Source organism: Mariniflexile sp. (assembly GCF_052728615.1).
Window position 1 is genome coordinate 32308 of the sequence record NZ_JBFVFE010000021.1, and the last position, 25716, is coordinate 58023.

Annotated in this window: 25 protein-coding genes and 1 pseudogene; 17 read left to right on the plus strand and 9 right to left on the minus strand. The window is 36.1% G+C overall.

The window, feature by feature from the left end; all coding sequences use genetic code 11:
• The first annotated feature begins 43 nt into the window (after nt 1–43).
• The 4 genes and pseudogenes from ACU1LP_RS09710 to ACU1LP_RS09725 all read left to right on the plus strand — a co-directional run bounded on the left by ACU1LP_RS09710 (nt 44) and on the right by ACU1LP_RS09725 (nt 4050).
• A complete protein-coding gene (locus ACU1LP_RS09710) occupies nt 44–244 on the plus strand; it encodes a dodecin family protein (RefSeq protein ID WP_445736167.1) in 201 nt (66 codons plus the stop codon).
• Nucleotides 245–425: 181 nt separating this feature from the next.
• Complete coding sequence (locus tag ACU1LP_RS09715) at nt 426–2528, plus strand: thioredoxin domain-containing protein (protein WP_445736168.1); 2103 nt, start codon at nt 426–428, stop codon at nt 2526–2528.
• Nucleotides 2525–2877: pseudogene (locus ACU1LP_RS09720) on the plus strand (DUF1304 domain-containing protein). Before ACU1LP_RS09715 ends, ACU1LP_RS09720 begins: the two are co-directional and overlap by 4 nt.
• A 357-nt stretch (nt 2878–3234) precedes the next feature.
• Nucleotides 3235–4050, plus strand: a complete 816-nt coding sequence (locus ACU1LP_RS09725; protein ID WP_445732071.1) for a mechanosensitive ion channel family protein — start codon at nt 3235–3237, stop codon at nt 4048–4050.
• A 475-nt stretch (nt 4051–4525) separates the two neighbouring features.
• On the opposite strand, the gene ACU1LP_RS09730 is transcribed toward ACU1LP_RS09725, so the two are convergent.
• The 5 genes from ACU1LP_RS09730 to ACU1LP_RS09750 all read right to left on the minus strand — a co-directional run bounded on the left by ACU1LP_RS09730 (nt 4526) and on the right by ACU1LP_RS09750 (nt 8986).
• Nucleotides 4526–4783 (minus strand): DUF6952 family protein, encoded by a 258-nt coding sequence (locus ACU1LP_RS09730; RefSeq protein WP_445731795.1) that lies wholly within the window; start codon nt 4781–4783, stop codon nt 4526–4528.
• 58 nt (nt 4784–4841) lie between these two features.
• Entirely contained in the window at nt 4842–5150 is a 309-nt protein-coding gene (locus tag ACU1LP_RS09735; RefSeq protein WP_445731796.1) for a thioredoxin family protein, read from the minus strand.
• A 5-nt stretch (nt 5151–5155) separates the two neighbouring features.
• Nucleotides 5156–5800: a peroxiredoxin gene (locus ACU1LP_RS09740; protein ID WP_445731797.1), complete on the minus strand. Its 645-nt coding sequence runs from the start codon at nt 5798–5800 to the stop codon at nt 5156–5158.
• A gap of 136 nt (nt 5801–5936) precedes the next feature.
• Nucleotides 5937–7424: a Na+/H+ antiporter NhaC gene (nhaC, locus tag ACU1LP_RS09745; RefSeq protein WP_445731798.1), complete on the minus strand. Its 1488-nt coding sequence runs from the start codon at nt 7422–7424 to the stop codon at nt 5937–5939.
• A 350-nt stretch (nt 7425–7774) separates the two neighbouring features.
• Nucleotides 7775–8986 carry an aminotransferase class I/II-fold pyridoxal phosphate-dependent enzyme gene (locus tag ACU1LP_RS09750; protein ID WP_445731799.1) on the minus strand — a complete coding sequence of 404 codons (1212 nt, stop codon included), beginning with the start codon at nt 8984–8986 and terminating at the stop codon, nt 7775–7777.
• A gap of 159 nt (nt 8987–9145) precedes the next feature.
• Between ACU1LP_RS09750 and ACU1LP_RS09755 the strand changes: the two genes are divergently transcribed.
• From ACU1LP_RS09755 to ACU1LP_RS09810, 12 genes are all read left to right on the plus strand, one after another.
• Nucleotides 9146–9604 carry an Lrp/AsnC family transcriptional regulator gene (locus tag ACU1LP_RS09755; RefSeq protein WP_445731816.1) on the plus strand — a complete coding sequence of 153 codons (459 nt, stop codon included), beginning with the start codon at nt 9146–9148 and terminating at the stop codon, nt 9602–9604.
• A 105-nt stretch (nt 9605–9709) separates the two neighbouring features.
• Nucleotides 9710–10336: a CPBP family intramembrane glutamic endopeptidase gene (locus ACU1LP_RS09760; protein ID WP_445731800.1), complete on the plus strand. Its 627-nt coding sequence runs from the start codon at nt 9710–9712 to the stop codon at nt 10334–10336.
• A 261-nt stretch (nt 10337–10597) separates the two neighbouring features.
• The gene (locus ACU1LP_RS09765; RefSeq protein ID WP_445731801.1) at nt 10598–11110 is read left to right on the plus strand and encodes a hypothetical protein; all 513 of its coding nucleotides are present in this window, start codon (nt 10598–10600) and stop codon (nt 11108–11110) included.
• 9 nt (nt 11111–11119) lie between these two features.
• A complete protein-coding gene (locus ACU1LP_RS09770; protein WP_445736169.1) occupies nt 11120–11824 on the plus strand; it encodes a hypothetical protein in 705 nt (234 codons plus the stop codon).
• Nucleotides 11800–12597 (plus strand): sensor histidine kinase, encoded by a 798-nt coding sequence (locus ACU1LP_RS09775; protein ID WP_445731803.1) that lies wholly within the window; start codon nt 11800–11802, stop codon nt 12595–12597. Before ACU1LP_RS09770 ends, ACU1LP_RS09775 begins: the two co-directional genes overlap by 25 nt.
• A gap of 176 nt (nt 12598–12773) precedes the next feature.
• Nucleotides 12774–13547 carry a diaminopimelate epimerase gene (gene dapF / locus ACU1LP_RS09780; protein WP_445731804.1) on the plus strand — a complete coding sequence of 258 codons (774 nt, stop codon included), beginning with the start codon at nt 12774–12776 and terminating at the stop codon, nt 13545–13547.
• Nucleotides 13544–14068 (plus strand): GNAT family N-acetyltransferase, encoded by a 525-nt coding sequence (locus ACU1LP_RS09785; protein ID WP_445731805.1) that lies wholly within the window; start codon nt 13544–13546, stop codon nt 14066–14068. The genes dapF and ACU1LP_RS09785 overlap by 4 nt, the downstream gene beginning before the upstream one ends.
• Complete coding sequence (gene mltG / locus ACU1LP_RS09790) at nt 14069–15112, plus strand: endolytic transglycosylase MltG (RefSeq protein WP_445731806.1); 1044 nt, start codon at nt 14069–14071, stop codon at nt 15110–15112.
• Nucleotides 15112–16023 carry a DUF2279 domain-containing protein gene (locus ACU1LP_RS09795; RefSeq protein WP_445731807.1) on the plus strand — a complete coding sequence of 304 codons (912 nt, stop codon included), beginning with the start codon at nt 15112–15114 and terminating at the stop codon, nt 16021–16023. The genes mltG and ACU1LP_RS09795 overlap by 1 nt, the downstream gene beginning before the upstream one ends.
• A gap of 110 nt (nt 16024–16133) precedes the next feature.
• Entirely contained in the window at nt 16134–16793 is a 660-nt protein-coding gene (locus ACU1LP_RS09800; RefSeq protein ID WP_445731808.1) for a peptidoglycan-binding protein LysM, read from the plus strand.
• 547 nt (nt 16794–17340) lie between these two features.
• Nucleotides 17341–17526, plus strand: coding sequence for a hypothetical protein (locus ACU1LP_RS09805; protein WP_445731809.1), 186 nt, complete (start codon nt 17341–17343; stop codon nt 17524–17526).
• Nucleotides 17527–17919: 393 nt separating this feature from the next.
• A complete protein-coding gene (locus ACU1LP_RS09810) occupies nt 17920–18519 on the plus strand; it encodes a zeta toxin family protein (protein ID WP_445736170.1) in 600 nt (199 codons plus the stop codon).
• A 112-nt stretch (nt 18520–18631) separates the two neighbouring features.
• On the opposite strand, the gene ACU1LP_RS09815 is transcribed toward ACU1LP_RS09810, so the two are convergent.
• Entirely contained in the window at nt 18632–19636 is a 1005-nt protein-coding gene (locus ACU1LP_RS09815; RefSeq protein WP_445731811.1) for a sugar kinase, read from the minus strand.
• Nucleotides 19637–19651: 15 nt separating this feature from the next.
• Entirely contained in the window at nt 19652–20704 is a 1053-nt protein-coding gene (locus tag ACU1LP_RS09820) for a GMP reductase (RefSeq protein ID WP_445731812.1), read from the minus strand.
• 137 nt (nt 20705–20841) lie between these two features.
• Here ACU1LP_RS09820 and ACU1LP_RS09825 point away from each other — a divergent pair, with 137 nt between their 5' ends.
• Entirely contained in the window at nt 20842–22257 is a 1416-nt protein-coding gene (locus ACU1LP_RS09825; protein ID WP_445736171.1) for a response regulator, read from the plus strand.
• A gap of 22 nt (nt 22258–22279) precedes the next feature.
• Here the strand turns inward: ACU1LP_RS09825 and ACU1LP_RS09830 are convergent, their stop codons facing one another.
• Nucleotides 22280–22660 (minus strand): RidA family protein, encoded by a 381-nt coding sequence (locus tag ACU1LP_RS09830; RefSeq protein WP_445731814.1) that lies wholly within the window; start codon nt 22658–22660, stop codon nt 22280–22282.
• Nucleotides 22661–22785: 125 nt separating this feature from the next.
• Nucleotides 22786–25563 (minus strand): putative LPS assembly protein LptD, encoded by a 2778-nt coding sequence (locus ACU1LP_RS09835; RefSeq protein ID WP_445736172.1) that lies wholly within the window; start codon nt 25561–25563, stop codon nt 22786–22788.
• Nucleotides 25564–25716 lie beyond the last annotated feature (153 nt).

A 25716-nucleotide genomic window follows, 5' to 3' on the forward strand; every position in this document is an offset into this window, starting at 1 on the left:
TTTAAGGAAATTGAAATTATTATAAATTTAAAAAACCATAACCATGTCAGTATTAAAAGTAATTGAAGTATTAGCAAATTCAGATAAAAGTTGGGAAGATGCTACTAGAAAAGCAGTAAAACATGCTTCAAAAAGTGTAAAGAATATCCGCTCCGTATATGTTAAGGACCATAGCGCCAACGTTTCTAACGGCGAATTAACCGAATTTAGAGTTAATGTAAAGATCACTTTTGAAGTAGAATGAATCTGCTTTTAAAAACAAATTTTAGCGTTCGTAATCCGGACGCTTTTTTTATACCTAATTTTCGCTAACTTTGGGTTATGAAACTTCCATAACCAGTTTTCTATACCCAAGGAACCATTATATGGAAGCAGAACGTGTATGCCTGAAGTCAGGTGTGACCGATAAAAAATAAGAAAGACACATGAAAAACATCTTATTTCTATTAATTGTTTGTATGGTAAGTTGCAAAGGCCAGAATAAAGAAATTATGGAACACCCATTCACTAATGATTTGATTAATGAAACGAGCCCTTATTTGCTTCAACACGCCCATAACCCGGTTAACTGGAACGCTTGGAACGACAAAACTTTGGCTAAGGCGAAAGAGGAAAAAAAACTCATGCTTATTAGTATTGGGTACGCATCCTGCCACTGGTGCCATGTTATGGAACATGAAAGTTTTGAAGATAGTTTGGTGGCACAGGTAATGAACAAAAACTTTGTAAACATAAAAGTAGATAGGGAAGAACGACCCGATGTGGACCAAGTTTACATGAACGCCGTTCAGCTAATGACGGGAAGCGGTGGTTGGCCTTTAAACGTTATTGCGTTACCAGACGGCAGACCCGTTTGGGGCGGTACCTACTTTAAAAAAGAAGCATGGGTTAGTGCTTTGAACCAAATTTCAAAATTGTATAATGATAATCCAAAAAAGCTTTACGATTATGCCGATAAATTAGAACAGGGAATCAAATCATTGGATGTTGTAACCTTAAACACAGACGAACCTGTTTTTGAAAAAATATTTATTGAAAAAGCCCTTGGAAATTGGTCCGCCCAATTTGATAATACGGATGGTGGCATGCGTGGACCACAAAAGTTTATGATGCCCAACAACTATCATTTTTTATTGCGGTACGCCTATCAAACCAATGACGAAAAATTACTGGATTATGTTAATTTAACGCTTACAAAAATGGCGTATGGAGGTGTTTTCGACCAAATTGGCGGCGGCTTTTCCAGATATTCCACAGATAGCAAATGGCACGTACCGCACTTTGAGAAAATGCTTTATGATAATGCCCAATTAGTGAGCCTTTATTCAGACGCTTATCTCGTCACAAAAAATGACTTGTATAAAAATGTTGTTACCGAAACCTTAAATTATGTAAATCGGGAGATGACCGCTGAAAACGGCGCATTTTATTCGTCGTTGGATGCTGACAGCAACAACCCTGAAGGTAAGTTGGAAGAAGGCGCTTTTTACGTGTGGAAAGATGAAAAACTAAAGTCGCTTTTAAAAGATGATTTTGAATTGTTTGCGGATTATTACAACATTAACAATTACGGACTTTGGGAACACGATAACTATGTATTGATTAGAAAAGATGCGGATTCCACCATCATTAATAAACACAATATAACCCAGGATTCATTAAACGAAAAAGCAAAAAAATGGAAAGAAATTCTTTTCAACGTTAGAAACAATAGATCAAAACCTAGATTAGACAACAAAACCTTAACCTCTTGGAACGCGTTGATGCTTAAAGGGTATGTGGATGCCTACAGAGTTTTTAATGACAAAGACCATCTATACGCTGCAGAGAAAAATGCCGCTTTTATAAAATACAACCAAATTAGAAAAGATGGCGGTTTAAACCACAGTTATAAATACGGTCAAAGCACTATTAATGGCTATCTTGAAGATTATGCCACCACCATTGATGCCTTTTTAACACTTTATGAAGTGACCCTTAACGAAAAATGGCTCACCACGGCTAAAGAGTTAACGGATTATACGTTCACACACTTTTTTGATGCTACCAGCAACATGTTTTTTTACACATCCAATTTAGATGAATCGTTGGTTTCTAGACCTATTGAATATCGCGATAATGTGATTCCTGCAAGCAATTCCATTATGGCGAAAAACCTCTTTAAATTATCGCATTATTTTGATAACGAGCAATATGCAACTACCGCCATAACCGTTTTAAACAATGTGAAACCAGAAATTCAGGAATATCCATCCAGTTATTCAAATTGGCTGGATTTAATGATGAATTATGCCTTTCCGTTTTACGAAGTGGCCATTGTTGGTGATGATGCCAAAGAAAAATTGTTTGAATTAAATAAAACGTACATTCCCAACAAACTCATAGCTGGCAGCACCGACGAAAATAATTTACCCTTGTTGGAAAACCGGTATAACCCAAAAGAAACATTCATTTATGTGTGCGTGAACAAAGCCTGCAAACTACCAGTAACGGATGTGAATAAAGCTATTGAACTATTAAAGGAATGACCATTATAACAACCTTTTTGATTGTTTTTGTTGCCTTGGAACACGTTTATTTTTTGATATTGGAACTGTTTTTTTGGACCAAACCGAAAACCATTAAAGCATTTGGATTAAAATCCAAAGCATTTGCGGAAGAAACAAAAGTGCTAGCTGCCAATCAAGCATTGTACAATGGGTTTTTAGCGGCAGGTTTGCTCTTTTCAATCATTCAGAATGATACAAAAGTGGCTGTTTTTTTCTTGTTTGCGTGACTATTGCGGGCATGCATGGGTCTTACTCTACAAAGCAAATAAAAAATTTATATGCACAAACAGTCCCTGCCATTATCGCTTTAATCAGTTGTTTTCTATAAAACTTAACTATTGTTTTACTGCTGTTTGCTTGTAAAGTTTTTAACTTTAAACATTAAGTACATGAAACTTCAATAACTAAATTTCGATACCCAAAGGAATGATTATATGGAAGTCCCGATAGGAGCTATCGGGATGACCAATAAAAAACAATAAATATAAACACATGAAAAAGTTTAATTAATCTCAAACCATTAAAAACAAGTCGGTTAAATAATTCCTCCCCTTTTTTCAAGGGGAGAGCTTGTGCCGAATTTTCGGTATGCCGATAGGCGGAGGGGTCAATACTTGTAATTATTTTAATAATACGATATTTTTTCATATACTAAACTTTAAACATTAATAACTTAAATAGAATTATGGACTTGGAAAATATTGACACAGAAAAATGGATGGTATTAGCTACTGAATACGGACTAAAAATAATTGGAGCCATTGTTATTTGGATTGTTGGCGCTTGGATCATTAAAAAAATCCTGAAGGCAACCCGAAAGGTAATGACGACTAGCAATTATGATGAGAGTCTTCAAAAGTTCCTGATAAATCTTCTGAGTTGGGGACTTAAAATATTATTAATCATAACACTTCTCGGTACTTTAGGGGTGCCAACAACCTCGTTTGCCGCCATTATTGCCGCTGCAGGTTTAGCCGTTGGTTTAGCGCTTCAAGGCTCGTTGGGTAATTTTGCCGGCGGTGTATTGATTATGGTTTTTAAACCTTTTAAAATTGGCGATTTAATTGAAGCCCAAGGCGAAATGGGCGTTGTAAAACACATAGAAATTTTCACAACCAAACTAACAGGTCTATCAAATAAAGAAATTATCATTCCCAATGGCGCCTTATCAAATGGGAACATTATTAATTATACCACTGAAGGGGTTCGTAGAGTAGATTTAACCTTTGGGGTCGGATACGATTCTGATATCAAAAAAACGAAAGAGGTTTTAATGGATGTTTTAACTTCCCATCCAAAAGTTTTAAAAGAACCCGCGCCTACCGTAAATGTTTCTGCGTTAGCGGACAGTTCCATCAATTTTGCTGTGCGACCTTGGTGTAACTCCGAAGATTATTGGGCGGTTTACTTTGGCATTACCGAAAATGTAAAAGAAGCTCTTGATAATGCTGGTATTGACATTCCGTATCCACATCATGTGGAAATTAGAAAACAAGGGTAGTAATCCCTGTTCATAAGAGGTTTAAAAAGTGAAAAATGCTACTTGTCCGGTCCAGCGCAGTTGAGACCTATTCGATAGTCTGTAATTTGAAGCTTTCAACAAGTTTCACTTGTTATTTTCTAAACAAAATATATTTTGTTTCTCAGTTATGCTACCCTTTACAAGTATTTTATATATTTGATTTTCAAATATTTAAATATTACTCAAATTTTAAAAACACCCCTAAAGTCCCCTCTAGGGGACAATCCATATTTTCAAATTTTCAGTTTCAAATTCAATTTAATTGTCAACAATATCGCTTGATAAATTTTTTTATCTGTTGCCTCGCAATGACAAAATTATTAAACTTCTGATTATCAATAGTGTGCACTAATTCTTATGTCGAACTCAGGTTTTTAGTTTATGCCAATTTGTTTTTCAAAGATACCTACATGGTTCCAAAAAAAGCCTTGCGCATAAGTAACCTTTGATAAATTTATTTGTCAATAGAACCCAATACCCGAGACATGAACGTATTTAAAGCTTCTTTTTTTGGAGTGCCCTCTTTAATCATTTTGTTAACTTCTATAGCACCGTACATGTTAGATAGAAGTTCTCCAATAACATCCAGTTCTTCATCTTTTAATGATGACACCTCTGTTAGACTTTCAAGGGTTTCTATGGTTTCAATAAGAAAATCTTCGTCGTTTTCTTCAATAAACTGTGTTAAATGTTTAATTACCGGTAACTTCATCCCATCTTCCGTCTTCCCGAAGGGAAGAAACTAGTTTTAGTTTATTAATAAATAATGACTATATAACTTCTTCAACAAGTTCTTTAAGTACTTCAAATTTATTTGTTTGGACCTGGTTTACAAAAGTTCCGTTTTTAAAAGTAGCGAACGTAGGTAAATTATCCACAGTAGCTAATTTTCTTGATTCCGGGAATTTTTCAGCATCAGCTATAACAAATGTGATGTTTTCATATTCTGAAGCCAATTTTTTTACTTTGGGCTTCATGATCCTACAGTTACCGCACCAAGTGGCTGAATATTGCACAACTACCGTATCGTTTTTAGCAACTATGTCTTGCAAGTTGTCATTTTCCAATTCTTGAAGCATTTTTTTCAGTTTACGTGAGCCGATAAATATTCTGCGGTCCCAATTCTGTTCGCATTCATTGCCTGTTTTCCTTCTTCCCAGTTTGCAGGGCATACTTCACCTTTTTCTTGCACATGGGTTAAGGCATCAATTAAACGCAAATACTCATTTACATTTCTACCTATTGGCATATTATTGATGCTTTCATGTTGTACGGTACCTTCTTCATCAATAATATAGGTGGCTCTGTAAGTAACGTTGTCTCCATCTACTTGAAGTATGCCAGTTTCATCATCGTATCTTTCATTGCTAATGTCAAGAATACCTAATATGTTTGACAAATTCCTGTTACTATCTGCAAGTATTGGATAGGTAACGCCTTCAATACCGCCGTTATCCTTTGAAGTGTTTAACCACGCAAAATGAACCTCGGGGGTATCACAAGAAGCTCCAATTACAATGGTATTGCGTTTTTCAAACTCACCTAATGCCGTTTGAAAAGCATGTAATTCTGTTGGGCATACAAAAGTGAAATCTTTTGGGTACCAAAATAAAAGTACTTTTTTCTTGTTGTTCACAGCTTCTTCAAGAGCGTTTACTTTAAAAGTATCTCCCATGTCGTTCATGGCGTCCACGTTTAAATTTGGGAATTTTTTTCCTACTAATGTCATGTTATTTTATATTTGAATGTTATAAATTTTCGTTGCTGCAAATATAAAGCAGAATAGGAATTTAAGGGGGAAATAAAATTTTTATTATTTATTTGATTATAGATATTAACTATTATTTTAGTCAATATTTATAAATTTAATTTATTTTTAAAGCTATTTGCCTGATTTTAATTGAAAACGCTGCAAATAACAGCGTCATAAACGGACTTAGCCAGTTAAAAACAGCATAGCCAGCATAATCAAGGGTATCAACACCCAAAACACTGCTTTGGTAAGCGCCACACGTGTTCCAAGGCACCAAGGCAGAGGTTACGGTACCGCTGTCTTCTAATGTTCTTGATAGATTTTCTGGAGCAAGACCTTTATCTTTAAAAGCTTGAGCGTACATTTTTCCGGGAACTACAATCGCTAAATACTGGTCGCTTGCCGTAATATTAAGTGCTAAACAACTGGCCACAGTGCTTGTAAAAAGTCCGAATGTTGTATGGAACAATTTCAGTAACGCTTTGCTTATAGTGGTTAATGCGCCAATAGCGTCCATAATGCCACCAAAAACCATAGCACTTAGGATAAGCCAGATGGTCCCTAGCATTTTACTCATGCCACCTGCGGTAAACAAGCCTTTTAGAGCCTCATTTTCTGTGGGAATGGAAGTTTCAATTGTTATGGCGTTCATAATGCCTTTATAGCCCGTTGAGAAATCTAAGTGCGTGCCACCACCTATGGCAGTTACGATGCTGGGTTGAAATATTAAGGCGAATACACCGCCCAATAAAGTACCTATTAGAAGTGCGATTAAAGGAGATGTTTTTTTTATGATTAAAACAATGACCAATATGGGTACAATAAATAACCAAGGGCTAATATTGATGGCAGCGCTCACGGCTTCGGATATTTCGTGGCTATCGGCAACGCCAGTAGTATCTAAGTTTAATCCTAAAACAATAAAAACGATTAGGGCAATGGTAATGGTGGGCGTTGTAGTGTAAAGCATGTAGCGGATGTGCGTAAACAAATCGGTTCCCGCCATGGCAGGCGCCAAATTGGTGGTGTCGCTCATGGGGGAAATTTTATCTCCAAAATAAGCTCCGGAAATTATGGCACCTGCCGTCATTCCCAACGGCACTCCCAAAGCATCGGCAATGCCAATTAAAGCAATGCCCACCGTGGCAGAGGTAGTCCAAGAACTTCCTGTGGCAACGGATATAATTGCACAAATAATCACACTTGCCGGTAGAAAAATAGTAGGGTTTAAAATATGGAGTCCGTAATAAATCATGGTGGGTATAATGCCGCTTATTAACCAGGTTCCTGCCAATGCCCCTACCATGAGTAAAATAAGAATGGCACCGGCGGTGGATTTGATGTTTTCGGCCACTTCTTCCATCATTTGGTCAAATGTTACCTTATTAAACAGGCCAACAATAGCTGCTACCGCTCCACCAAGTAACAACACAAATTGGTTGGAACCACTTAAAGCATCGCTACCAAAAGTGTAAACATTATAGGCAAGCATGCCAACCAATGCGAAAACAGGGATTAAAGCTTCCCAAATGTTAAGTTCTTTGTTTTCAACAATATGTTCGTCTTCCGGATGTGTAGGCTTTATTTCTTGGCTTTGCATAATGATTGAAGTTTTTAAAATGGTAATGTTACGATTTTACCTGCATGTATGCAAATGGGTTTTATGTGTACTTTTGTTGCTTCAATTTACAGCATTAATGGATTCACTTGCACCAAAGTGTTTTGGTTGCTGCTTGTTGTAAAGTGGTTTTAGGAAAGAGAATAGGCAGGACACCACTTTTTTATCCATTTAGCAATTAGAGGGCGCATTCAACAAGACAGCAATGGTGTACACCAACTTTTTGGATATGGTTAAAAGGCATTTAGGAATTTAAGTCATTTCTACCTTAGGAGAAATCATATAATATTGATTGTATGTCAATCTTGATAATGCGATGTCTCAATCGTGCCTCATTTTGACATGACTAAAATACCAAGCTCTTTCATACAGCCATTCATCATCTCATAAGTACGCTCAATGTCATCATCCAAACCAATGGAGAAACGAATCAATCCATCACTTAAACCCATTTCTTTTTGCTCATTTTCAGGTATTTCAGATGATGTTGAAGTCCCCGGGGCACTAAACAGCGTTTTGTAAAACCCTAAACTAACGGCCAAATATCCTAAGTTGCGGTTTTGCATCAGTTCCATCAATTCATTGGCTTTTTCCAAAGAACCCACATCAATGGTCAACATGCCTCCAAAACCATATTGCGCATTCATCATACTTTTAAATAATTCATGGGAAGGGTGCGATTCTAAACCAGGATAGACTGTTTTTAAGCCATCCGCTTCAAATTTTTGCGCCAAAAACAAGCCGTTTTTACTGTGTTGTTGCATCCTGATATGAAGTGTTCGTAAGTTTTTCAAAACAGAGGCCGCTCGTAAACTATCCATGGTGGAACCCAACAGCATCGATGCCCCGTGGTTTACATTTCGCAGCTCGTTAATCAATTCTTGTGTGCCACAGACCACACCGCCAACGGTATCACTAGAGCCATTAATAAATTTAGTCAAACTGTGAATGACGATATTCGCTCCCAAAACAGCTGGGGAAATGGATAATGGCGAAAACGTATTGTCAACAACCAATTTTAACTGGTGTTTTTTGGCTATGGCTGCCAACCCTCGAATATCAGCAACTTCCAAAAGCGGATTACTAACCGATTCACAGTATAAAACCTTGGTATTTTTTGTTATGGCAGCTTCTACAACGTCTAGTTTGGTAATATCCACAAAAGCCGTTTGGACTTGAAAACGCGGTAAAAAGTTTTTCAAAAACGCATACGTGCCTCCGTAAATGGTTCTACTGGAAATTATATGGTCGCCTGCACCGCATAATTGCATCAATACGGGTGTAATGGCGCCCATACCTGAAGCGGAAACATTGGCGGTTTCCGTGCCTTCCATTGCGGCAAGCGCTTCGCCTAAATACAAATTGGAAGGCGAGGAGTGGCGTGAATACAAATAACAGCCATCTGCATTTCCTTCAAACGTATCGAACATGGTTTTAGCTGAAAGAAACGTGTAAGTGGAGGAATCTGAAATAGAAGGATTAACACCTCCAAATTCTCCAAAATATTGTAAATCCTGAATGCGGTTTGCGGGTTTAAAAGCCATAATATATCGTATTGTTTATCTAACAAAATTGAATAATTATAGATTAAAAAACAATGTTTGTCTGGTTATTTGGATTATAAAACCATAGAATATTCAAAAATTAGAAAATATAATTGTAAATTTCAAAAAAATGGATATTTCAACGAAAAATTTTCTATGATGGTATTTGATGCTACTGATAAAAAGCTATTGGAATTTTTGCAAACCGATAGCAAACAAACCAACAAAGCGCTTTCAAACAAATTAAATCTGTCCGTTACAGCGGTTTACGAACGCATTAAAAAGCTCGAAAAAGAAGGGTTTGTAAATAAATATGTCGCTTTAGTGAATAAGGAGCAAGTTGATAAATCCTTTGTGGCGTTTTGCCATATCAAGCTCATTCAGCACACGCAAGATTATGTGATGAAATTTGAAAAGGAAGTCGCCAATTTAACCGAAGTATTGGAATGTTACCATATAAGTGGCGATTACGACTATTTGTTGAAAGTGATTGTGAAGGATATGGTGGCCTTTCGTGAGTTTATGGTAAAAAAACTGACTTCCATCAATCATATTGGCAGTACACATAGTATGTTTGTAATCAATGAAGTAAAGCACACCACAGCGATTGGTTTTTAAAAGCCCCTTTGTCCTTCGGACATTTAACTCTTGTTTATTATTCTATGGAATCGTTGAATCTGCGATTTCCCCAAAGGGAAAAAATATACACGAATTTTCGACAAAATGAATTCAACAATCTATAAAAGCATCGAATTATTTCTCATTTTTATTCTTTTGCCCATAAGTTTTGTATTCCCTTATGCACCTTGGATAAAATTATCGATTGGTTCCCTAGGATTTCTATACGTTATTTATATGTTATTAAAGGTTGAAAATGAAACATTTAGAATAGCGCCAAACTTACATTGGAAACGCTTTTGGAAAGAAACGCTCATCAAATTTTTACTGATTGCTTTTTTAACAACAGGTTTTGTTTGGTTTACAGATAAGCGAGCTTTATTTGAAGTAGTGGTCAATAAACCAAAAATGTGGGTGCTGTTTATGCTTATATACATCTTTTTTTCGGTCTATCCCCAAGAATTGCTTTACCGAACCTTCTTTTTTAAACGCTATAAATACCTATTCAAAAACGAATCATTATTTATTTTTGTAAATGCTATATTGTTCTCATTGGCACATCTGTTTTTCAAAAATGGTTTGGTACTCATCATGACCTTTTTAGGCGGCTTGCTTTTTGCGTTTACTTTCAACAAAACAAAGTCAACGCTTTTGGTTTCAATAGAACATGCCATATATGGAAGCTGGTTGTTTACCGTGGGCATGGGTGCTATGTTAGGCTTTCCAACATGAAATTGTTTGTAGAGACTGGGAATCTTTGTGTGACTTCGTGTAAAATTTTGTGAATCTTTGTGGAATAACTATTACACAAAGTACACAAAGAAGACACAAAACCCACAAAGCCAAAAACAAAATTAAAATAAGAGGTTTTTATGATTAATTAAAGATTGTTTTTAAACGTGTCTCCTCTGTTTTCAAAATGATTTGTTCCTTACTATTAAAACTTTTTTAGTACTTTTAAACCGCTATTTATTAACCAACTAAATTTACAGCATGAAAAATATAGCTTATATTATTTTAGGAATTATCATTGGCGCATTGGCCACTTATTTTTTTTGCCCTAGGCAAATGGAAAATGGAGACATTAAAATTGTAAAGCCTAAAGGGGTCATTACTGTTGAAAAAGCTTGGGAACTAGATGACAATTGGACTGAGTTTAGGCAGGCCGCTGTAGATTCGGCAGCAAAAAAACAGGGAAGGGATAAAGACAATCGTTGGACACATTGGTCTTTAGATGATATAGAGAACTACTTAGCCTTTGCCAAACACCAATCGGATAGTTTAGGTTATAAAATGACCGGTATTCGTGTTTATTTAGGGGTTTATGGAAAAAATGCCGATGTTAGCAAAAAAGATTTAACCACCATGTTTATGGTGCCAACGGGTAAAAAAGCGCGTGCCGGAGCCAATAGTTTTTTTAGTAGCGCTGTTGGAAATGAGGAAGATGTTCCTGGAGGGAGTCCTTTGAATGAAGGAAGTGGTGGTAAAGAAGGGTATAATAATTAGACAGTATTTTTGGAAGATTTCTTATTAAACTACAAAAATGGAATTACCAGATTTGTAGAAATTACGGCAGCTGTTACAGGTTTATTTGTTTTAAAAAAACACAAATTTTCAACAGCTAAATATTTTATTTACTTTTTAGTTTATCTTTCTTTAGGGGATTTTATAAATACTTATGTAAAATATATAAAGAATGGGGGGTTTTTAAGCTTTTTAAAGGGAACCATATTTGTAGAAAACTACTGGTGGACTACTTTGTTTTGGAAAATTGGCGCAATAATATTTTTTTCTTTTTATTATTATAAAATAATAACAATAGAACGGTTTAAAATTATTTTAAAATATAGTGGATACATCTTTTTTGTTTTTTCAATAATCTATATTGTAACACATTGGGAAAACTACTTTGTTACGTTTTTTCCAATTATAAGTGTTTTAGGAGCTATCATCATATTTTTATGCACAAGTTTTTATTTTTTTGAAATATTACAAAGCGATAAAATATTAACTTTTTATAAATCTTTAAATTTTTATATAAGTGTAGCCATATTTATTTGGTGGTTAATGATAACGCCAATGGTATTTTATGATATTTATATGCTAAATAACGATTGGAATTTAATTTATTTAAGACGATACATTTATCTATTTGCCAATATCATCATGTATTCAACCTTTACATTTGCCTTAATATGGTGCAAACCGGAGAACGATTAGCTAGTACCGCTTCAGAACGCTATTTATTGGTGTATATGATTGCCGTTTTGGTAATTGTAACCACCTTGGTCATCATTTTTTTTGTGGTTTTTTTAAAGCGTAAAAACAAATTATTGTTAGACCAAATAAAACGACAACAAGCTTTTGAGGCAGAAATAGCACAAGCACAAACTGAAACCCAAGAACAAACCTTAAAAAATATTGGTTGGGAATTGCACGATAATGTGGGTCAGTTATTATCGTTTGCCAGTATGCAGCTCAGTATTTTGAAAATGCAGGTTTCTGATGATGTAAAGGAAAAATTTAAAGATACCAGTGATGCACTTAAAGAAAGTCTGGCCGAAGTGCGTATGCTTTCAAAAACATTGAACAATGAAGTGGTGCTTAATATTGGATTTGAAAAATCGATTACCAACGAATTGAACCGACTCAAAAAGATGAAATTCACTTCTGCGGAACTTAAGATTATTGGCGACAAAGTGAATTTTAACGACCGAAAACACGAAATCATTATTTTTAGGATTCTACAGGAGTTTTTATCAAATTCCGTAAAATATTCCCAAGCCAAAAATTTGAATATCATTTTAAATTACCAAACCAATAATTTGATTATTACAGCCACAGATGACGGCAAAGGTTTTGATATGGAGGAAGTTGAAAAAGGTTCTGGTTTAATCAATATGAAAAGTCGAGCTACTTTAATTAACGCCACTTTAGAATTAAGGTCCAAACCCAATGAAGGTGTGAAACTGGAATTGAATTACCCGCTTTAAACGTCATTGCGAGCCTTATGCAATGACGATTCGTTAGCAGACTTACTTATTATATATAACTCACAACCACCTCTCCCAAAATTTTTCGAGAAACCAACCCCTCCATTTAAAGCTTTGTCCAAAATTCCAGTTTGCCCTTAAAAAGTTAAAAGACTTCTTTATATTTGTGCTTTATTATGCAACAGACTTTTTATAAATACCACGGAACAGGAAACGACTTTGTGATGATCGATAATCGTCAGCAAACGTTCAATAAAAAAGACACCAAACACATCGCGTTTTTGTGCGACAGACGTTTTGGTGTGGGAGCAGACGGCCTTATTTTACTTGAAAACCACCCTACTTTAGATTTTAAAATGGTGTATTATAACGCCGATGGAAACGAAAGTTCCATGTGCGGTAATGGCGGACGTTGTTTGGTTGCCTTTGCAAAACAATTAAACGTTATTAGCAACAAAGCTGTTTTTGAGGCCATCGATGGCTTGCACCACGCGAGTATGGAAAATGGCATAGTAAGACTTCAAATGCAAGATGTTGATACTGTTGAAAAACATCCGCAACATGTGTTTTTAAACACGGGTTCGCCACATCATGTTCAGTTTGAAGAAGCCATTGAAAATTTCGACATCAAAACAAAAGGTGCAAAAATTAGATACGGAGCGCCGTATAACCAAGCTGGTAGCAATGTAAACTTCGTAAAGAAAATCAGCGACCAAATTTTTGCTGTTAGAACCTACGAGCGTGGCGTGGAAGATGAAACGTTGTCTTGCGGAACCGGTGTGACAGCAGTCGCAATAGCGATGCATGCACTTAAAGAAACCGATAAAAACCTGATTACCTTAAAAGTGCAAGGCGGCGAGTTGCAAGTATCTTTTGATGTGGAAAATGGGGTTTATAAAAATGTTTGGCTTATAGGACCTGCAACTTATGTTTATTCCGGAATTCTATGATTACCTTAAAAGGAGAACATATTTATTTGCGTGCCTTGGAGCCTGAAGATTTGGAGTTTATCCATACCATTGAAAACGACGAATCCATTTGGGAAATAAGCAATACCATAACACCGTTTTCAAAGTATATAATAAAGCAGTATTTAGAACAATCGCACAAGGATATTTTTGAAGTCAAGCAATTGCGACTGGTTATTTCCAACTATGATGATGTGGCTTTAGGAATGATCGATCTGTTCGATTTCGACTTTAAAAACAGTAGGGCAGGTGTCGGTATCTTGGTTAAGGAACTGAATGACCGATCTAAAGGATATGGTAAAGAAGCTTTAAAATTATTGGTGGATTATAGTTTTACACATTTAGGTTTGCATCAATTATATTGCAATATTTCCGAAGAAAACGAAGCCAGCATCAACATGTTTTCAAACCAAGGTTTTAAAAATATCGGATTAAAAAAAGATTGGATCCTTGTTAACGGAATCTATAAAAACGAATACCTATTCCAGCTTATAAAAAATTAAATGTATATAAAAAAGATACTTCTTGCCATCGTGTTTATTGGGATTGCCATTGCTTCTTATTTCGCATATTACGTGTACAAAACCATGATGGATACCAACACAGCGTTTAACAACGATACGGCGTATGTATTGATAGCTACCAATTCCACGTATGAAGATGTTAAGGAACAGTTGGAACCTTTATTAAAAAACATCAAGACTTTTGATGCGCTTGCCAAACAAAAAAAATATAATCTGAATGTAAAAGCGGGACGCTATGCCATTACAAAAGGCATGAACAACAACGACATTATAAATTCCATTCGAAGTAAAAACCTACCTATTAAATTATCTTTCAACAATCAGGAAAGCCTTGAAAAACTGGCAGGACGGGTGGCTTCCCAAATTGAAGCGGATAGTATATCGCTGTTAAATGCCATGAAAGATCCTTCTTTTTTTGCTGAAAACAGTTTTAATAAAGCCACTGCTTTAGGGATGTATTTGCCTAATAGTTATGAGTTTTTCTGGAACACATCTGCGGAACAATTCAGGGAACGCATGCTAAAAGAGTATAACCGTTTTTGGACGGATGCCCGAAAAGAAAAAGCAAAGGCCATCGGGTTGTCCAGAGATCAAGTGATTGCATTGGCTTCCATTGTGTATGAAGAATCCAAACAAGCTTCTGAACAACCTCGAATTGCAGGTGTTTACATGAACCGTATTAGAATTGGCATGCCATTGCAAGCAGACCCAACACTTAAATTTGCGGCGTATCAACTGCCTGAATATGAAAACACCGTTATCAAGCGGGTTTTGAATGTGCATAAAGAAATTGTCTCTCCTTATAATACCTATAAAAATTTAGGTTTGCCACCAGGACTTATCGCCATGCCCGATATATCGGCTATTGATGCGGTTTTGAATTACGAAAAGCACCAATACCTTTATTTTGCAGCCGATGCCAAACGTTTTGGGTTTCACAAGTTCGCCAAAACCCTTTCCCAACACAATGTAAATGCTAGGGAATACCAGCAATATCTGTCATCTCAAGGCATCAATAAATAGTGACTGTTTCAGCAATAAAATATCTACTGTTATTTGTTTTATTGCCTCTGTTTTCAGTTTCACAATCGAACCTGGATGCGTTTTTAACACCAAGCGATACGCTCAATAAACCACGCAGAAATGCGGTTGCCATTTCCGAAGCATCTTTGGTTAGTGTCACATTGATTGGTTTAAATCAGCTTTGGTATGCCGATTATGAGCGTTCAAAATTCCATACCATCAATGATAATAAGGAGTGGCTTCAAATGGACAAGATGGGGCATGTGTTCACATCCTATCAGTTAGGGAAACATGGAGCGCAATTGTTAAATTGGAGCGGTGTGAGCGAAAAAGACCAACTGATCTATGGTGCTACTTTAGGATTTGGTTTTTTAACAACGGTAGAGATTTTAGACGGTTTTTCCGAAGAATGGGGCTTTTCTTGGGGCGATATTTTAGCAAATGCTTCGGGAACCGGGCTTTATGTGGGGCAAGAATTGCTGTGGAACGAACAACGTATGGCATTAAAATTCTCATTTCATGAAACCAAATACGCATCTCAACGTCCAGATAAGTTGGGAGAAGGCCTTTTGGCACAGGTTTTGAAAGACTACAACGGTCAAACGTATTGGCTAAGCATCAATTTGCACTCATTTATTAAGGAAAAAAACATACCCAAATGGTTGAATATCGCCGTGGGATATGGGGCTGACGGGATGTTAACGGGCATCAAAGATGTTGACAATCAGTTGTTAACAAATATTGGAAGGCACCGCCAATTCTATTTGAGTTTAGATGTAAATTTGTCCAACATTGAGACAGAGTCTAAGTTATTGAGGTCTATTTTTGATATTTTCAATATGATAAAAGTGCCCTTGCCAACTTTAGAATTTAATAAAAAAGGGTATGTATTTCATCTATTCTACTATTAAAAAAAGTCGTTAAACGATTAATTTTGATATTGTTATAAAAATGTCTAATTTTGCACGCTGAAATTTCAAGGTGTTTTTAATGATTAAAAATGCTGAAAAAATTTAAACTTATGAGAAAAAGTATTGCAAGTTACTTAACACTAACTCTTACAATATGTATTCTAGTGTTTGTGTCGTTTTCATCAAATGAAACGATAGATTTAAGTAAGTACTCCACAGCTGGCTTAGAGTTGAATTATACGGTAAGCCAAGACGAAAGTGTTCATAAAGATGCTTTGGCGTCCAATGAAGTAAACAAACCCTTTTCTCCATACTTAGGGAAATCTTTTGTGGGATTCAAAGAGGCATTAGCCTTTAAGGAATCAAGAGGCAACTATTTTACCGTGAATACTTTAGGGTATTTAGGAAAATATCAATTTGGTGCAGCAACCTTAAAATTAATAGGAATCCATAATCCTAATTTATTTTTAAAGGACCCAGAATTACAGGAAAAAGCATTTATTGCCAATACACAGCGTAATAAATGGATTTTACGTCGGGACATCAAAAACTTTGTGGGCAGAAAAGTTAACGGTATTTTAATTACGGAATCCGGTATTTTAGCTGCGGCACATTTAGCTGGGGCAGGAAGCGTAAAAAACTATTTGAGAAGTTACGGCATCGATAATTTTGAGGATAGTTATGGTACCAACATTGAATATTACATGAAAAAGTTTTCAGGTTATGATACGTCTTCCATCACACCAAATAAGAAAGCAAAAGCGATTTAATTAGAGTTGCTCTTATGTTATAGTTTTTCTACACTAAAACCTATTTTTATAAAAGCATATAGATTAATCATCTTGATTATTATCAATGCGAATCAAGAGTTAAAATATTGTAACTATTCAGCCAGTGAAAATTGGAGTACGCGCTTGACTTAGGGGCGTTAGCCCTGTAGTCTTAGCAGCAAAATGAGCCATGATGATGACTTAGGGGCGTTAGCCCTGACATCTTTGATAAAATAATTGCGTACGTGTTTGCCATGTTTATTGAATTTCAGGGCTATATGTTTTTTGTTCATTATCGTGTTATTTTATGAAGATAACAGGGCTACGCCCCTTTTATTTAATTAACGTTTGTATCTACGACGATTTTAGGGCTAACGCCCCTAATATTGTCTTATAAACCGTAATGGGTTTTAATCTTTTCAACACTTGATTCGCATTATCAATAATTAAGTATATTAGTTTAACGTAAAACGGTTTGTATTATAATCTATAAATTCTTGTTTACTGAAATTAATCTGTAAAAGCCATTATATTACAAGCCCATTTTATGAAAAACAAGATTATTCATAATATGAAATCTAAAGTCGTTTTCAGAAAAGACTTAGCACAAACAAGAGCGTTGATAAAAGCCGGTAAGGTTGCTGCTAAAACTGCCAACAGAGCTTCAAGGGTATTAGGGTTATCAGTTTCTTTTATAAAGGACGGTGTGATTTATGAAGAAAAAAAACGCTAAAATAGTTAGAAAAGGCCCTATTGAAGAACAAGTTGAAGCTCCTTTCGAAATTAAAAAAGGCTTAATACTGCATGCCAAGTAAAAAAAACAAGAATCTTTGCAGGACCTAATGGTTCGGGTAAAAGTACCTTATGAACTTGTTTAAACTTTTTTCAATTGGCGGCAAAATGATATTTTTTCCTCACTTTTTGTCTTTTTATAGCTCCGTAACGATGCTATGCAGTTCAAAAAAGCCTTCAATTGAGCAAAAAACCTCTTCCCGATTAGCTATCGGGATTTTGCTTCAATCAAAAAAGTTTAAACCAGTTCTATTTAATGGATTCTCCAAAAATTATAATATGGGATTTTTTATAAAATGCCGATGAGCTTGAAAAAAAATTAGCGCAATCGGGTTTGATAGATCTAGCCGAAATAGGTATTACTGCAACCCAAGAAGATTTAGATGCCTTTAAAACCTTAGCTTCTTCCAAATCATTATTCAAAAAAGCACACGATAGCGGTCATGCCATTGACATAATTATTAGGGAAAACTTTATTGTTGATGCATCAAAAGAAACACAGAGTTATGAGGGTGCTTTTGTTGCTGCCTTTATAAGGCGCTTACTTATTGCCCAGAATAAGTCTTTTAGCTTTGAGACAGTTAGGAGCCATACTTCTAAAATTGATGAGATTTCCAATATGGTAACCCAAGGATATACAGCCTATTTGTATTTTATTTGTACGGATAGTCCGGATGTAAATGTTTCAAGGGTTACCAATCGTGTTGAAAAAGGAGGTCATGAAGTTCCCAAAGACAAAATCATAACCCGATACTATAGAACATTAGACAACTTATATTTAGCATTGCCTTATTATTATCGTGCTTACTTATTTGATAATTCAGGAAAACCGCAAGTATTAATAGCGGAGATTTACAAAGGGATCATGGAACTTAAGACCGACAAACTCCCTAATTGGTTTATCAAATTTGTGTTACCTTACTACACAAAATAATCTCTCACTTAAAGGAAGGATGTTTACAAAAGTGTTTTTCTTTTACTTAAGATGCAAATATATCATGAGCATGAGTAAATCCTCAATTAAGGCTAGCTTTTAGTGCTTTTTATCATCTATTGAACCTTCCCGAAACATTTCCATCTAAAATACCCATAACTTCTGCTACGTTGGCATAATTAACATCGCCTTCATACGTGTGCTTTAAAGCGCAGGCGGCACTTGCAAATTCCATGGATTTGTAATCGTCAAATTTCTGTAAGCCATAAATCAAACCAGCTGCAAAAGCATCACCGGTTCCTATTCTATCTATAATATGCGTGATTTCAAAATCGCTGGTTTCCCTAAACTCTTTGCCATTCCACATTCTGGCCCTAATTTTGTGCCATGATGCGTTAATGGGCGTTCTAATTTTATCGAAAACTTTATTGATGGAAGGGAATGCTTTAATCAATGCTTTGCTTGCCTCAACAAAATCTTCGTTGGAATGGCCATATTTAGCATCCAAAACTTCATTGATTTCATTAACCCCACCAATAAAAATGGTGGAATATGTAAGCAAATCGGTCAAAACATCTTTGGCATTTTCGCCATACTTCCACAATCCGTTTCTATATGTTGGGTCTGCAGAAACGGCTATTCCTTTTTCTTTGGCAATAACCAATCCTTTTTTTAAGGTTCCATAACCGCCTTTGCCTAGCCCCGGCGTAATACCCGTCCAATGGATCCATTTCCCCTTTTTTAAGATGGTTTCCCAATCTACCATGTCTGGTTGAATATCCGAAAACGAAGAATTCGACCGGTTATATGAAATGGCACTTGGACGCATCACTGCACCGACCTCAAGAAAATAAACGCCCAAAGGTTTGTTGGACCGTACGATGGCAGAGGTGCTGACTCCAAATTTTTGTATAAATGATAATGCGGTATCTCCAATAAAATCATTTGAAACACAACTGATATGTTTTACTTTTTCACCAAAATTAGCAATGGAAATACCCACGTTCACCTCCGTACCCCCAAAATAGAATTCCAGTAAATTTGCTTGGATAAATTTTTTGTTTCCTTCCGGAGACAACCTCATTAAAACTTCCCCGAAGGTTATAATTTGCTTCATACAGTTTGTTTAAAATTATGGCGTAAACTCTTCCGAGTACACTCTGTTTTCTTGCTCGTTCACTCTAATAAATGTGGTGCATTTAGTAAGTTCTTTCAAACGTTGCGCCCCAACATAAGTACAGGTACTTCTCAGGCCTCCTAAAATATCCTGTAAGGTGTTTTCAACATCGCCTTTATAAGGCACCTCTACTGTTTTGCCCTCGCTGGCCCTATATTCTGCAACCCCTCCAATATGCTTGTTCATGGCGGTTGAAGAGCTCATACCATAGAATTTTCTATAGGGTTTGCCTTGTTTTTCAATAATTTCGCCGCCACTTTCGGTATGTCCCGCAAGCATGCCACCCAACATTACAAAATCGGCTCCAGCACCAAAAGCCTTGGCTACATCGCCGGGAGACGTACAGCCACCATCACTTATTATTTGCCCACCCAAGCCATGCGCCGCATCGGCACATTCTATAATGGCTGAAAGTTGTGGGTAGCCAACTCCCGTTTTTACCCGGGTGGTACATACAGATCCTGGTCCAATCCCTACTTTAACAATGTCGGCACCCGATAGTAATAGCTCTTCAACCATTTCGCCCGTAACCACGTTTCCAGCAATAATTACTTTATCTGGATATTGTTCCCTTGTTTGCTTTACAAAATTCGCAAAATGTTCAGAATACCCGTTGGCCACATCCATGCAAATGAATTTTAAATACGGGTTGAATTTAAAAATGGTAGCTAACACTTCCGTATCTTTTTTACCAATGCCAGTACTAACAGCCATATTATTTTCAATGCCTTCTGGTAAATTGGATGAAAACACATTCCAATCTGTTATCGAGTAATGTTTATGAATGGCGGTAAACAACTTTTTTTCTGATAGTGCTTTTGCCATTTCAAAAGTACCGACCGTATCCATATTTGCTGCAATTATGGGTATGCCTGTCCAAGTGATTGGGCTATGCAAAAATTTGAATTCGCGCTCTAAATTAACTTCCGATCTACTTTTCAGGGTAGAACGTTTCGGACGGATCATCACATCCTTAAAACCTAATTTTATATCGTATTCTATTCGCATGGATTATTGGATTATCTTTACGTTGCACTCATCATTTACTATCATGGTAAAGTTAAAAAAAACAAAAATAATATAAGTGCTAAATAGCTATAATACTTTTGTTAATTGATATATTTGTTAAAACGCATAATGAATACATGAGGTTTCCTCCACAGAAAATAAAATCCATTAAAGTAAGGAAAATATTATCCATTATTATTTTCTTTTCCATAGCGACTATTCTGTTATTGGGCTATTTTTTTGTTGAAAACAAAGCTGATATGAGGAATATAGCCTTGGTACTTTTTGTATTTGCCATTTTGCAAGTGGTTATCCTTCAATATTTCTTTAAGAATCAATTAAAGAACGATATTATAAAGACCAGTTTAAGAAATAGGATTGAAGAGTTAAAATTGAGTTTGGATGAAGCCAATAAAATGGCCGATTACAAATCCATTTATCTGGCCAATATGAGTTACGAAATACGTACCCCGCTTAGTACCGTTTTGGGCATGCTGAATATGCTGAAGCAAACCGATTTGGATGATGACCAAAAGGCCCAAGTTGAAATTGCTGAATACTCATCAAAACATTTATTGCAACTTGTAAACATGGTGACCAACAATGCTGATGTTGAAACCGGGGATGTGAAGTTGAATTTAATGTCGATAGATTTAAAATCGGATTTGTCTTCTCTTTTTAAAGTTTTTGAATACCAAGCTTGGGAAAAAGGCCTGCAATTTGATTTTAAGTTTTTATTGAACAAAAAACGTAGATTTTCACTTTTAGGGGATTCCATTCGCATCCAACAAGTGCTGATAAACCTCATCAATAATGCCATTAAGTTCACAAATGCAGGGAAAATTTCTATCATTATAGACCAAACCATAAGTATTGACGACGATCAAATTGTAACGTTTTATGTAAAAGATACGGGCATAGGGTTGCGCCCCAGTGAAGTAAAACAGATTTTTGAGGATTCCAAAAAATTTGACACCTCCCTACGAAGGGATTATAGAGGGGGCGGTATGGGGCTTTCGGTATCGCACCAACTGGTAAAATTAATGGGAAGCGAATTAAAACTGGAAAGTAAGGAAAATGAAGGTTCCACGTTTTACTTTAGTTTGCAACTTAAAAAAACCATGAACATAAAGGCTGAAGAGGACGTTCATAAACCCATCTTGTCACATAAATTTAATGTTTTGGTTGCTGAAGATAATAGAATGAGCCAAAAAGTGATTAAATTTTTATTGGAGCAACAAGGTGCCCAATGCACATTTGTAAATAATGGTTTTGAGGCTGTGGAAATGTATAAAAGCTCCAGTTTCGACTTGATTTTTATGGACATTTACATGCCCGATATGGATGGTTATGAGGCTACCGAAGCCATACAAGGCACTAAAAAATATTCAGAGCTGAACACACCCATAATAGCGGTATCGGCAAGTGCTTTTGATGAAGATATTTTGAAGGCAAAACAAATAGGTATCAACGATTATTTATCAAAACCGATAGAGGTGCTGAAGCTGAAAGAGCTATTGATTAAATATTCCAAAAAAGAACACCATGCTTAAAGATTTCAATAACTAGTCTAAACTATTTTACCGCAATCATACTAATTTCAACGTTCACGTTTTTTGGCAATCGTGCTACTTGAACCGTTTCTCGGGCAGGTGCATTGGCATCATCAAAATAACTTCCATACACATCGTTTATCAAAGCAAAATCGTCCATGTTGCTAATGAATATGGATGATTTTATAACATCATTAAAAGTCATGTTTGCAGCTTTTAAAACAGCTTTTAGGTTATTCATCACTTGTGTGGTCTCTGATTTTATATCCTCTAGAACAAGCGTGCCAGTTTCTGGATCAATGGCAATTTGACCAGAGGTATATAAGGTGTTTCCGCTTAAAACCGCTTGGTTATAAGGACCAATGGGTGCCGGGGCATGTGGGGTGTTAATTATTTTTTTCATAAATTAAGGTTTTTATAGCCACAAATACACGAAAAATTTTTCATAAATAAAGAATAAATCATTCGTGTATTCGTGGCAAATATTTTTTTTCTTCAAACTTCAAACTTCAAGCCTCAAACCTCAACCTAAAGCCTAATATCCGGTTGGTTTCGTTTTTCGTATTTTAAATCCTTTAGGATGTTCGATTTTATCCCAATAAAGAAATTCCAAGAACTTCTGGTGCTAAAGGGCACCCAACTAAAATTCATGCGCCAACTCATCAAATCACGCTCAAAACGTAATTGGGTATAAGTGAATCCGACGTTTTTCAAATCATAACCGGAAGACGCTCCAATGGTCCATTTTTCGGTCAGCTTAATATCTCCTGAAAACATAAGGGAGTGCGATGAAATTTGACTTTCCCGTCTGGAATTGGAATAATTTAAAGCATAGGCTATGCGCAAACTCCAAGGAATGCTAAAGTTGTAATAGGTGTTTTTGGTTTCATCTTCATCTGTTTCGTCAGTGTTTGGGTCTAAAAGCGCAAAGTCTTCAGGGATTCCAAATAAATCATCATCACGACCTCCGCTACGTAAATTCTCCTCGATGGCTCTTTGGTTTTTTTCCTTTTTCTTGCCTTTTCCACTATCAATAGACCAGCTTGTGGTTACATTGGCACTGGTTAATCTAAAAAGACTGCCGCCGTTATCAACATTGAACGTGTTGATTCGGTTGTTGTTATTGTCTAAGGCATAAGGGTCTAGGGTAGCACCAAAATTAATGCTCATTTTGTTGTCAAAAAGTTGCGTGCTGCCATTCATATTGATAGGGCTCCATTGTAAAGAATCGCCAGCAAAATTATAAGCGGTAGAAAAATTCAAATTGTTCAACAAAACAATTTTCTTTGGTTTGGTGGCAGTACTGTCCTTATCACGTACTTTGGCTTCCAGATTATTGGATACCGAAATACCCATGGAACTAGAGAAATTTTTACCCGGCGCTCCAAAAACACCTTGTTCAAAACGGGTATATTGCAGGGTGGTACTATTGTTTAAGGCATCCAATTGCGATTCGGTCAAACCGTCGGCATTTACAACTTCGGCCCGTTCATAATACTTATCAAAAGCAGGATTTATGTTGTAACTAATGGAAGGGCGTACAATATGCCGGAGCGCTTTAATTTTTTTGTCTTCTCCTTCTTTTTCAAAATTGAACATACCATATACGGTAGTTCCTAAATTGGTGCTAAAATTGTAAGTTCTAAAGGCATCAAAACCATTTATATCCTCTATGGCCGTGGTTTTTGTTAGGGCATCATAAGTCTTTCCAACCGTATTGAATGTCCAAACTTCATTAAAATTACTGCTGGCACTCAAACTGAAATATTTGAACAGTTTGAAATTGGTTGTTAAAGGAATACTATGTTGAAACCCTGCTTTGGCATTATCAAACATTTCTTTTTTAAAGAAAAGCGAGTCGGTGGTTTCAATTCTGTTTTCGCCTCTTATGTTGTACTGTAAGTTTATATTTTGAATAATGCCTTTTTTGGAGCCCGTTTTAGAAGCAAACGGGTACATTCTACCCAAACTCCCCTGAAATGTAGGAAGCGTCATACTAATTGACTTGGTATTGGTATTTTGCGAATGGGTTGCCGTTAAACTGAAATTCGGCTGTAGTTCCCCGGGAAATGTTTTTGAATAGGACACCGAAGATGATAAGGTATTATTCAAAAACGCACCGGTGTTTATTTGGTTTACCGAAGTTCGGTAATAGGTGCTGCTTCCTAAGTTTACGGATGCTGAAAAACGCGAATTCGGATTTGATTTTCCATCTTGGCTATGCGACCATCGCAAATTATACACCGTAGATTTTGAATAGTCTGGAAAACCACGCTCGCTACTAATCAAGTTTTCGTACCTAAACCCTAAATTACCTCTAAATTTATAGCGTTTGGCATAGGTGTTTTCCAATCGCATCCCATAACTACCGTTGGTATAATAGTCACCGTAGACCGCCAAATCAACATAATCGCTAATAGCAAAGTAATACCCAAAATTCTGTAAAAAATAACCGCGGTCATTTTGTTCGCCAAAACTAGGGATTAAAATACCGGAAGTTTGTTTTTCCGATTGTGGAAAAAAACCAAACGGCAGCCATACAGGGGTAGGTATGTCATAAATATATAAACCTGCGGCACCCGTCACTATTTTTTTACCCGGTACAATCTTAGCTTTTAATAGTCTGATATAGTATTCGGGGTCTTCCAAGTCTTCAGCAGTAGTGTATTTAGCATTCTTTAAAAAGTAAACCGAATCATTTTCTTTTTTTGTAAGCGATGCTATTACCGTGCCATCGCCTTGTTCGGTTTTAGAGTTGTAAATAAGTGCCTTTTTGGATTTGGTATTAAAGAGAATGGAGTCTGGCTCTACCACATTGGTGCCTTGTGTAAAAACGGGTTTTTGGGTATAACCTCCTAAAGAATCGGTAATGCCTTTTGCATACACCGTGTTCTTTTGATAATCTACCGTAATGTTTCCCGCTGCTATATTCATGTCGCCATAATCAATGGTGGCTTCATTATATAAGTATAATTTGTGTTGTTTTTGGTTGAATTTGGTATAATCCACAGCATGGTATTTTACAATATGCTCCAAAAGTTCCTTTTTTGGCTTAATGGAATCTTTAAGCGTAGAATCCTTGACTTTTTCAGAAACTTGCGGCACCAACAAGCTATCAGTGCCAACAACAATACTGTCGTTAGCGGTTCTTTCTATAGGGATTCCTTTTTTGGGGATGTCTTGGGCAAAGCTTAACGTGTTAATAAACACTGTAAAACTTAATGCAAAAAGTATTTTAAAGTTGTTTGTGTGCAACGCTTTTAAATGTATTTTTGTAAAAGTATGGCTCGGTTTTTGAAAAGCCAAAATTACATATATTTTTCTGTGATTGATTTATTATTCAATTAAAATTTTAAATTAAACTTTGGCTTCATATAATTAGGTATTAAACCAAGTTTTTTAACAATTAAAAAACCTTATGGCACGCAATTATCAAAAAAAAAACCATTGAATAGTATA

What these genes read in the sequence shown, in the direction of transcription:
- ACU1LP_RS09710 (WP_445736167.1), top strand. Translation starts at nt 44, where the DNA reads ATGTCAGTATTAAAAGTAATTGAAGTATTAGCAAATTCAGATAAAAGT.
- ACU1LP_RS09715 (WP_445736168.1), top strand. Translation starts at nt 426, where the DNA reads ATGAAAAACATCTTATTTCTATTAATTGTTTGTATGGTAAGTTGCAAA.
- ACU1LP_RS09725 (WP_445732071.1), top strand. Translation starts at nt 3,235, where the DNA reads ATGGACTTGGAAAATATTGACACAGAAAAATGGATGGTATTAGCTACT.
- ACU1LP_RS09730 (WP_445731795.1), bottom strand. Translation starts at nt 4,783, where the DNA reads ATGAAGTTACCGGTAATTAAACATTTAACACAGTTTATTGAAGAAAAC.
- ACU1LP_RS09735 (WP_445731796.1), bottom strand. Translation starts at nt 5,150, where the DNA reads ATGCTTCAAGAATTGGAAAATGACAACTTGCAAGACATAGTTGCTAAA.
- ACU1LP_RS09740 (WP_445731797.1), bottom strand. Translation starts at nt 5,800, where the DNA reads ATGACATTAGTAGGAAAAAAATTCCCAAATTTAAACGTGGACGCCATG.
- nhaC (WP_445731798.1), bottom strand. Translation starts at nt 7,424, where the DNA reads ATGCAAAGCCAAGAAATAAAGCCTACACATCCGGAAGACGAACATATT.
- ACU1LP_RS09750 (WP_445731799.1), bottom strand. Translation starts at nt 8,986, where the DNA reads ATGGCTTTTAAACCCGCAAACCGCATTCAGGATTTACAATATTTTGGA.
- ACU1LP_RS09755 (WP_445731816.1), top strand. Translation starts at nt 9,146, where the DNA reads ATGGTATTTGATGCTACTGATAAAAAGCTATTGGAATTTTTGCAAACC.
- ACU1LP_RS09760 (WP_445731800.1), top strand. Translation starts at nt 9,710, where the DNA reads ATGAATTCAACAATCTATAAAAGCATCGAATTATTTCTCATTTTTATT.
- ACU1LP_RS09765 (WP_445731801.1), top strand. Translation starts at nt 10,598, where the DNA reads ATGAAAAATATAGCTTATATTATTTTAGGAATTATCATTGGCGCATTG.
- ACU1LP_RS09775 (WP_445731803.1), top strand. Translation starts at nt 11,800, where the DNA reads ATGGTGCAAACCGGAGAACGATTAGCTAGTACCGCTTCAGAACGCTAT.
- dapF (WP_445731804.1), top strand. Translation starts at nt 12,774, where the DNA reads ATGCAACAGACTTTTTATAAATACCACGGAACAGGAAACGACTTTGTG.
- ACU1LP_RS09785 (WP_445731805.1), top strand. Translation starts at nt 13,544, where the DNA reads ATGATTACCTTAAAAGGAGAACATATTTATTTGCGTGCCTTGGAGCCT.
- mltG (WP_445731806.1), top strand. Translation starts at nt 14,069, where the DNA reads ATGTATATAAAAAAGATACTTCTTGCCATCGTGTTTATTGGGATTGCC.
- ACU1LP_RS09800 (WP_445731808.1), top strand. Translation starts at nt 16,134, where the DNA reads ATGAGAAAAAGTATTGCAAGTTACTTAACACTAACTCTTACAATATGT.
- ACU1LP_RS09805 (WP_445731809.1), top strand. Translation starts at nt 17,341, where the DNA reads ATGAAAAACAAGATTATTCATAATATGAAATCTAAAGTCGTTTTCAGA.
- ACU1LP_RS09815 (WP_445731811.1), bottom strand. Translation starts at nt 19,636, where the DNA reads ATGAAGCAAATTATAACCTTCGGGGAAGTTTTAATGAGGTTGTCTCCG.
- ACU1LP_RS09820 (WP_445731812.1), bottom strand. Translation starts at nt 20,704, where the DNA reads ATGCGAATAGAATACGATATAAAATTAGGTTTTAAGGATGTGATGATC.
- ACU1LP_RS09825 (WP_445736171.1), top strand. Translation starts at nt 20,842, where the DNA reads ATGAGGTTTCCTCCACAGAAAATAAAATCCATTAAAGTAAGGAAAATA.
- ACU1LP_RS09830 (WP_445731814.1), bottom strand. Translation starts at nt 22,660, where the DNA reads ATGAAAAAAATAATTAACACCCCACATGCCCCGGCACCCATTGGTCCT.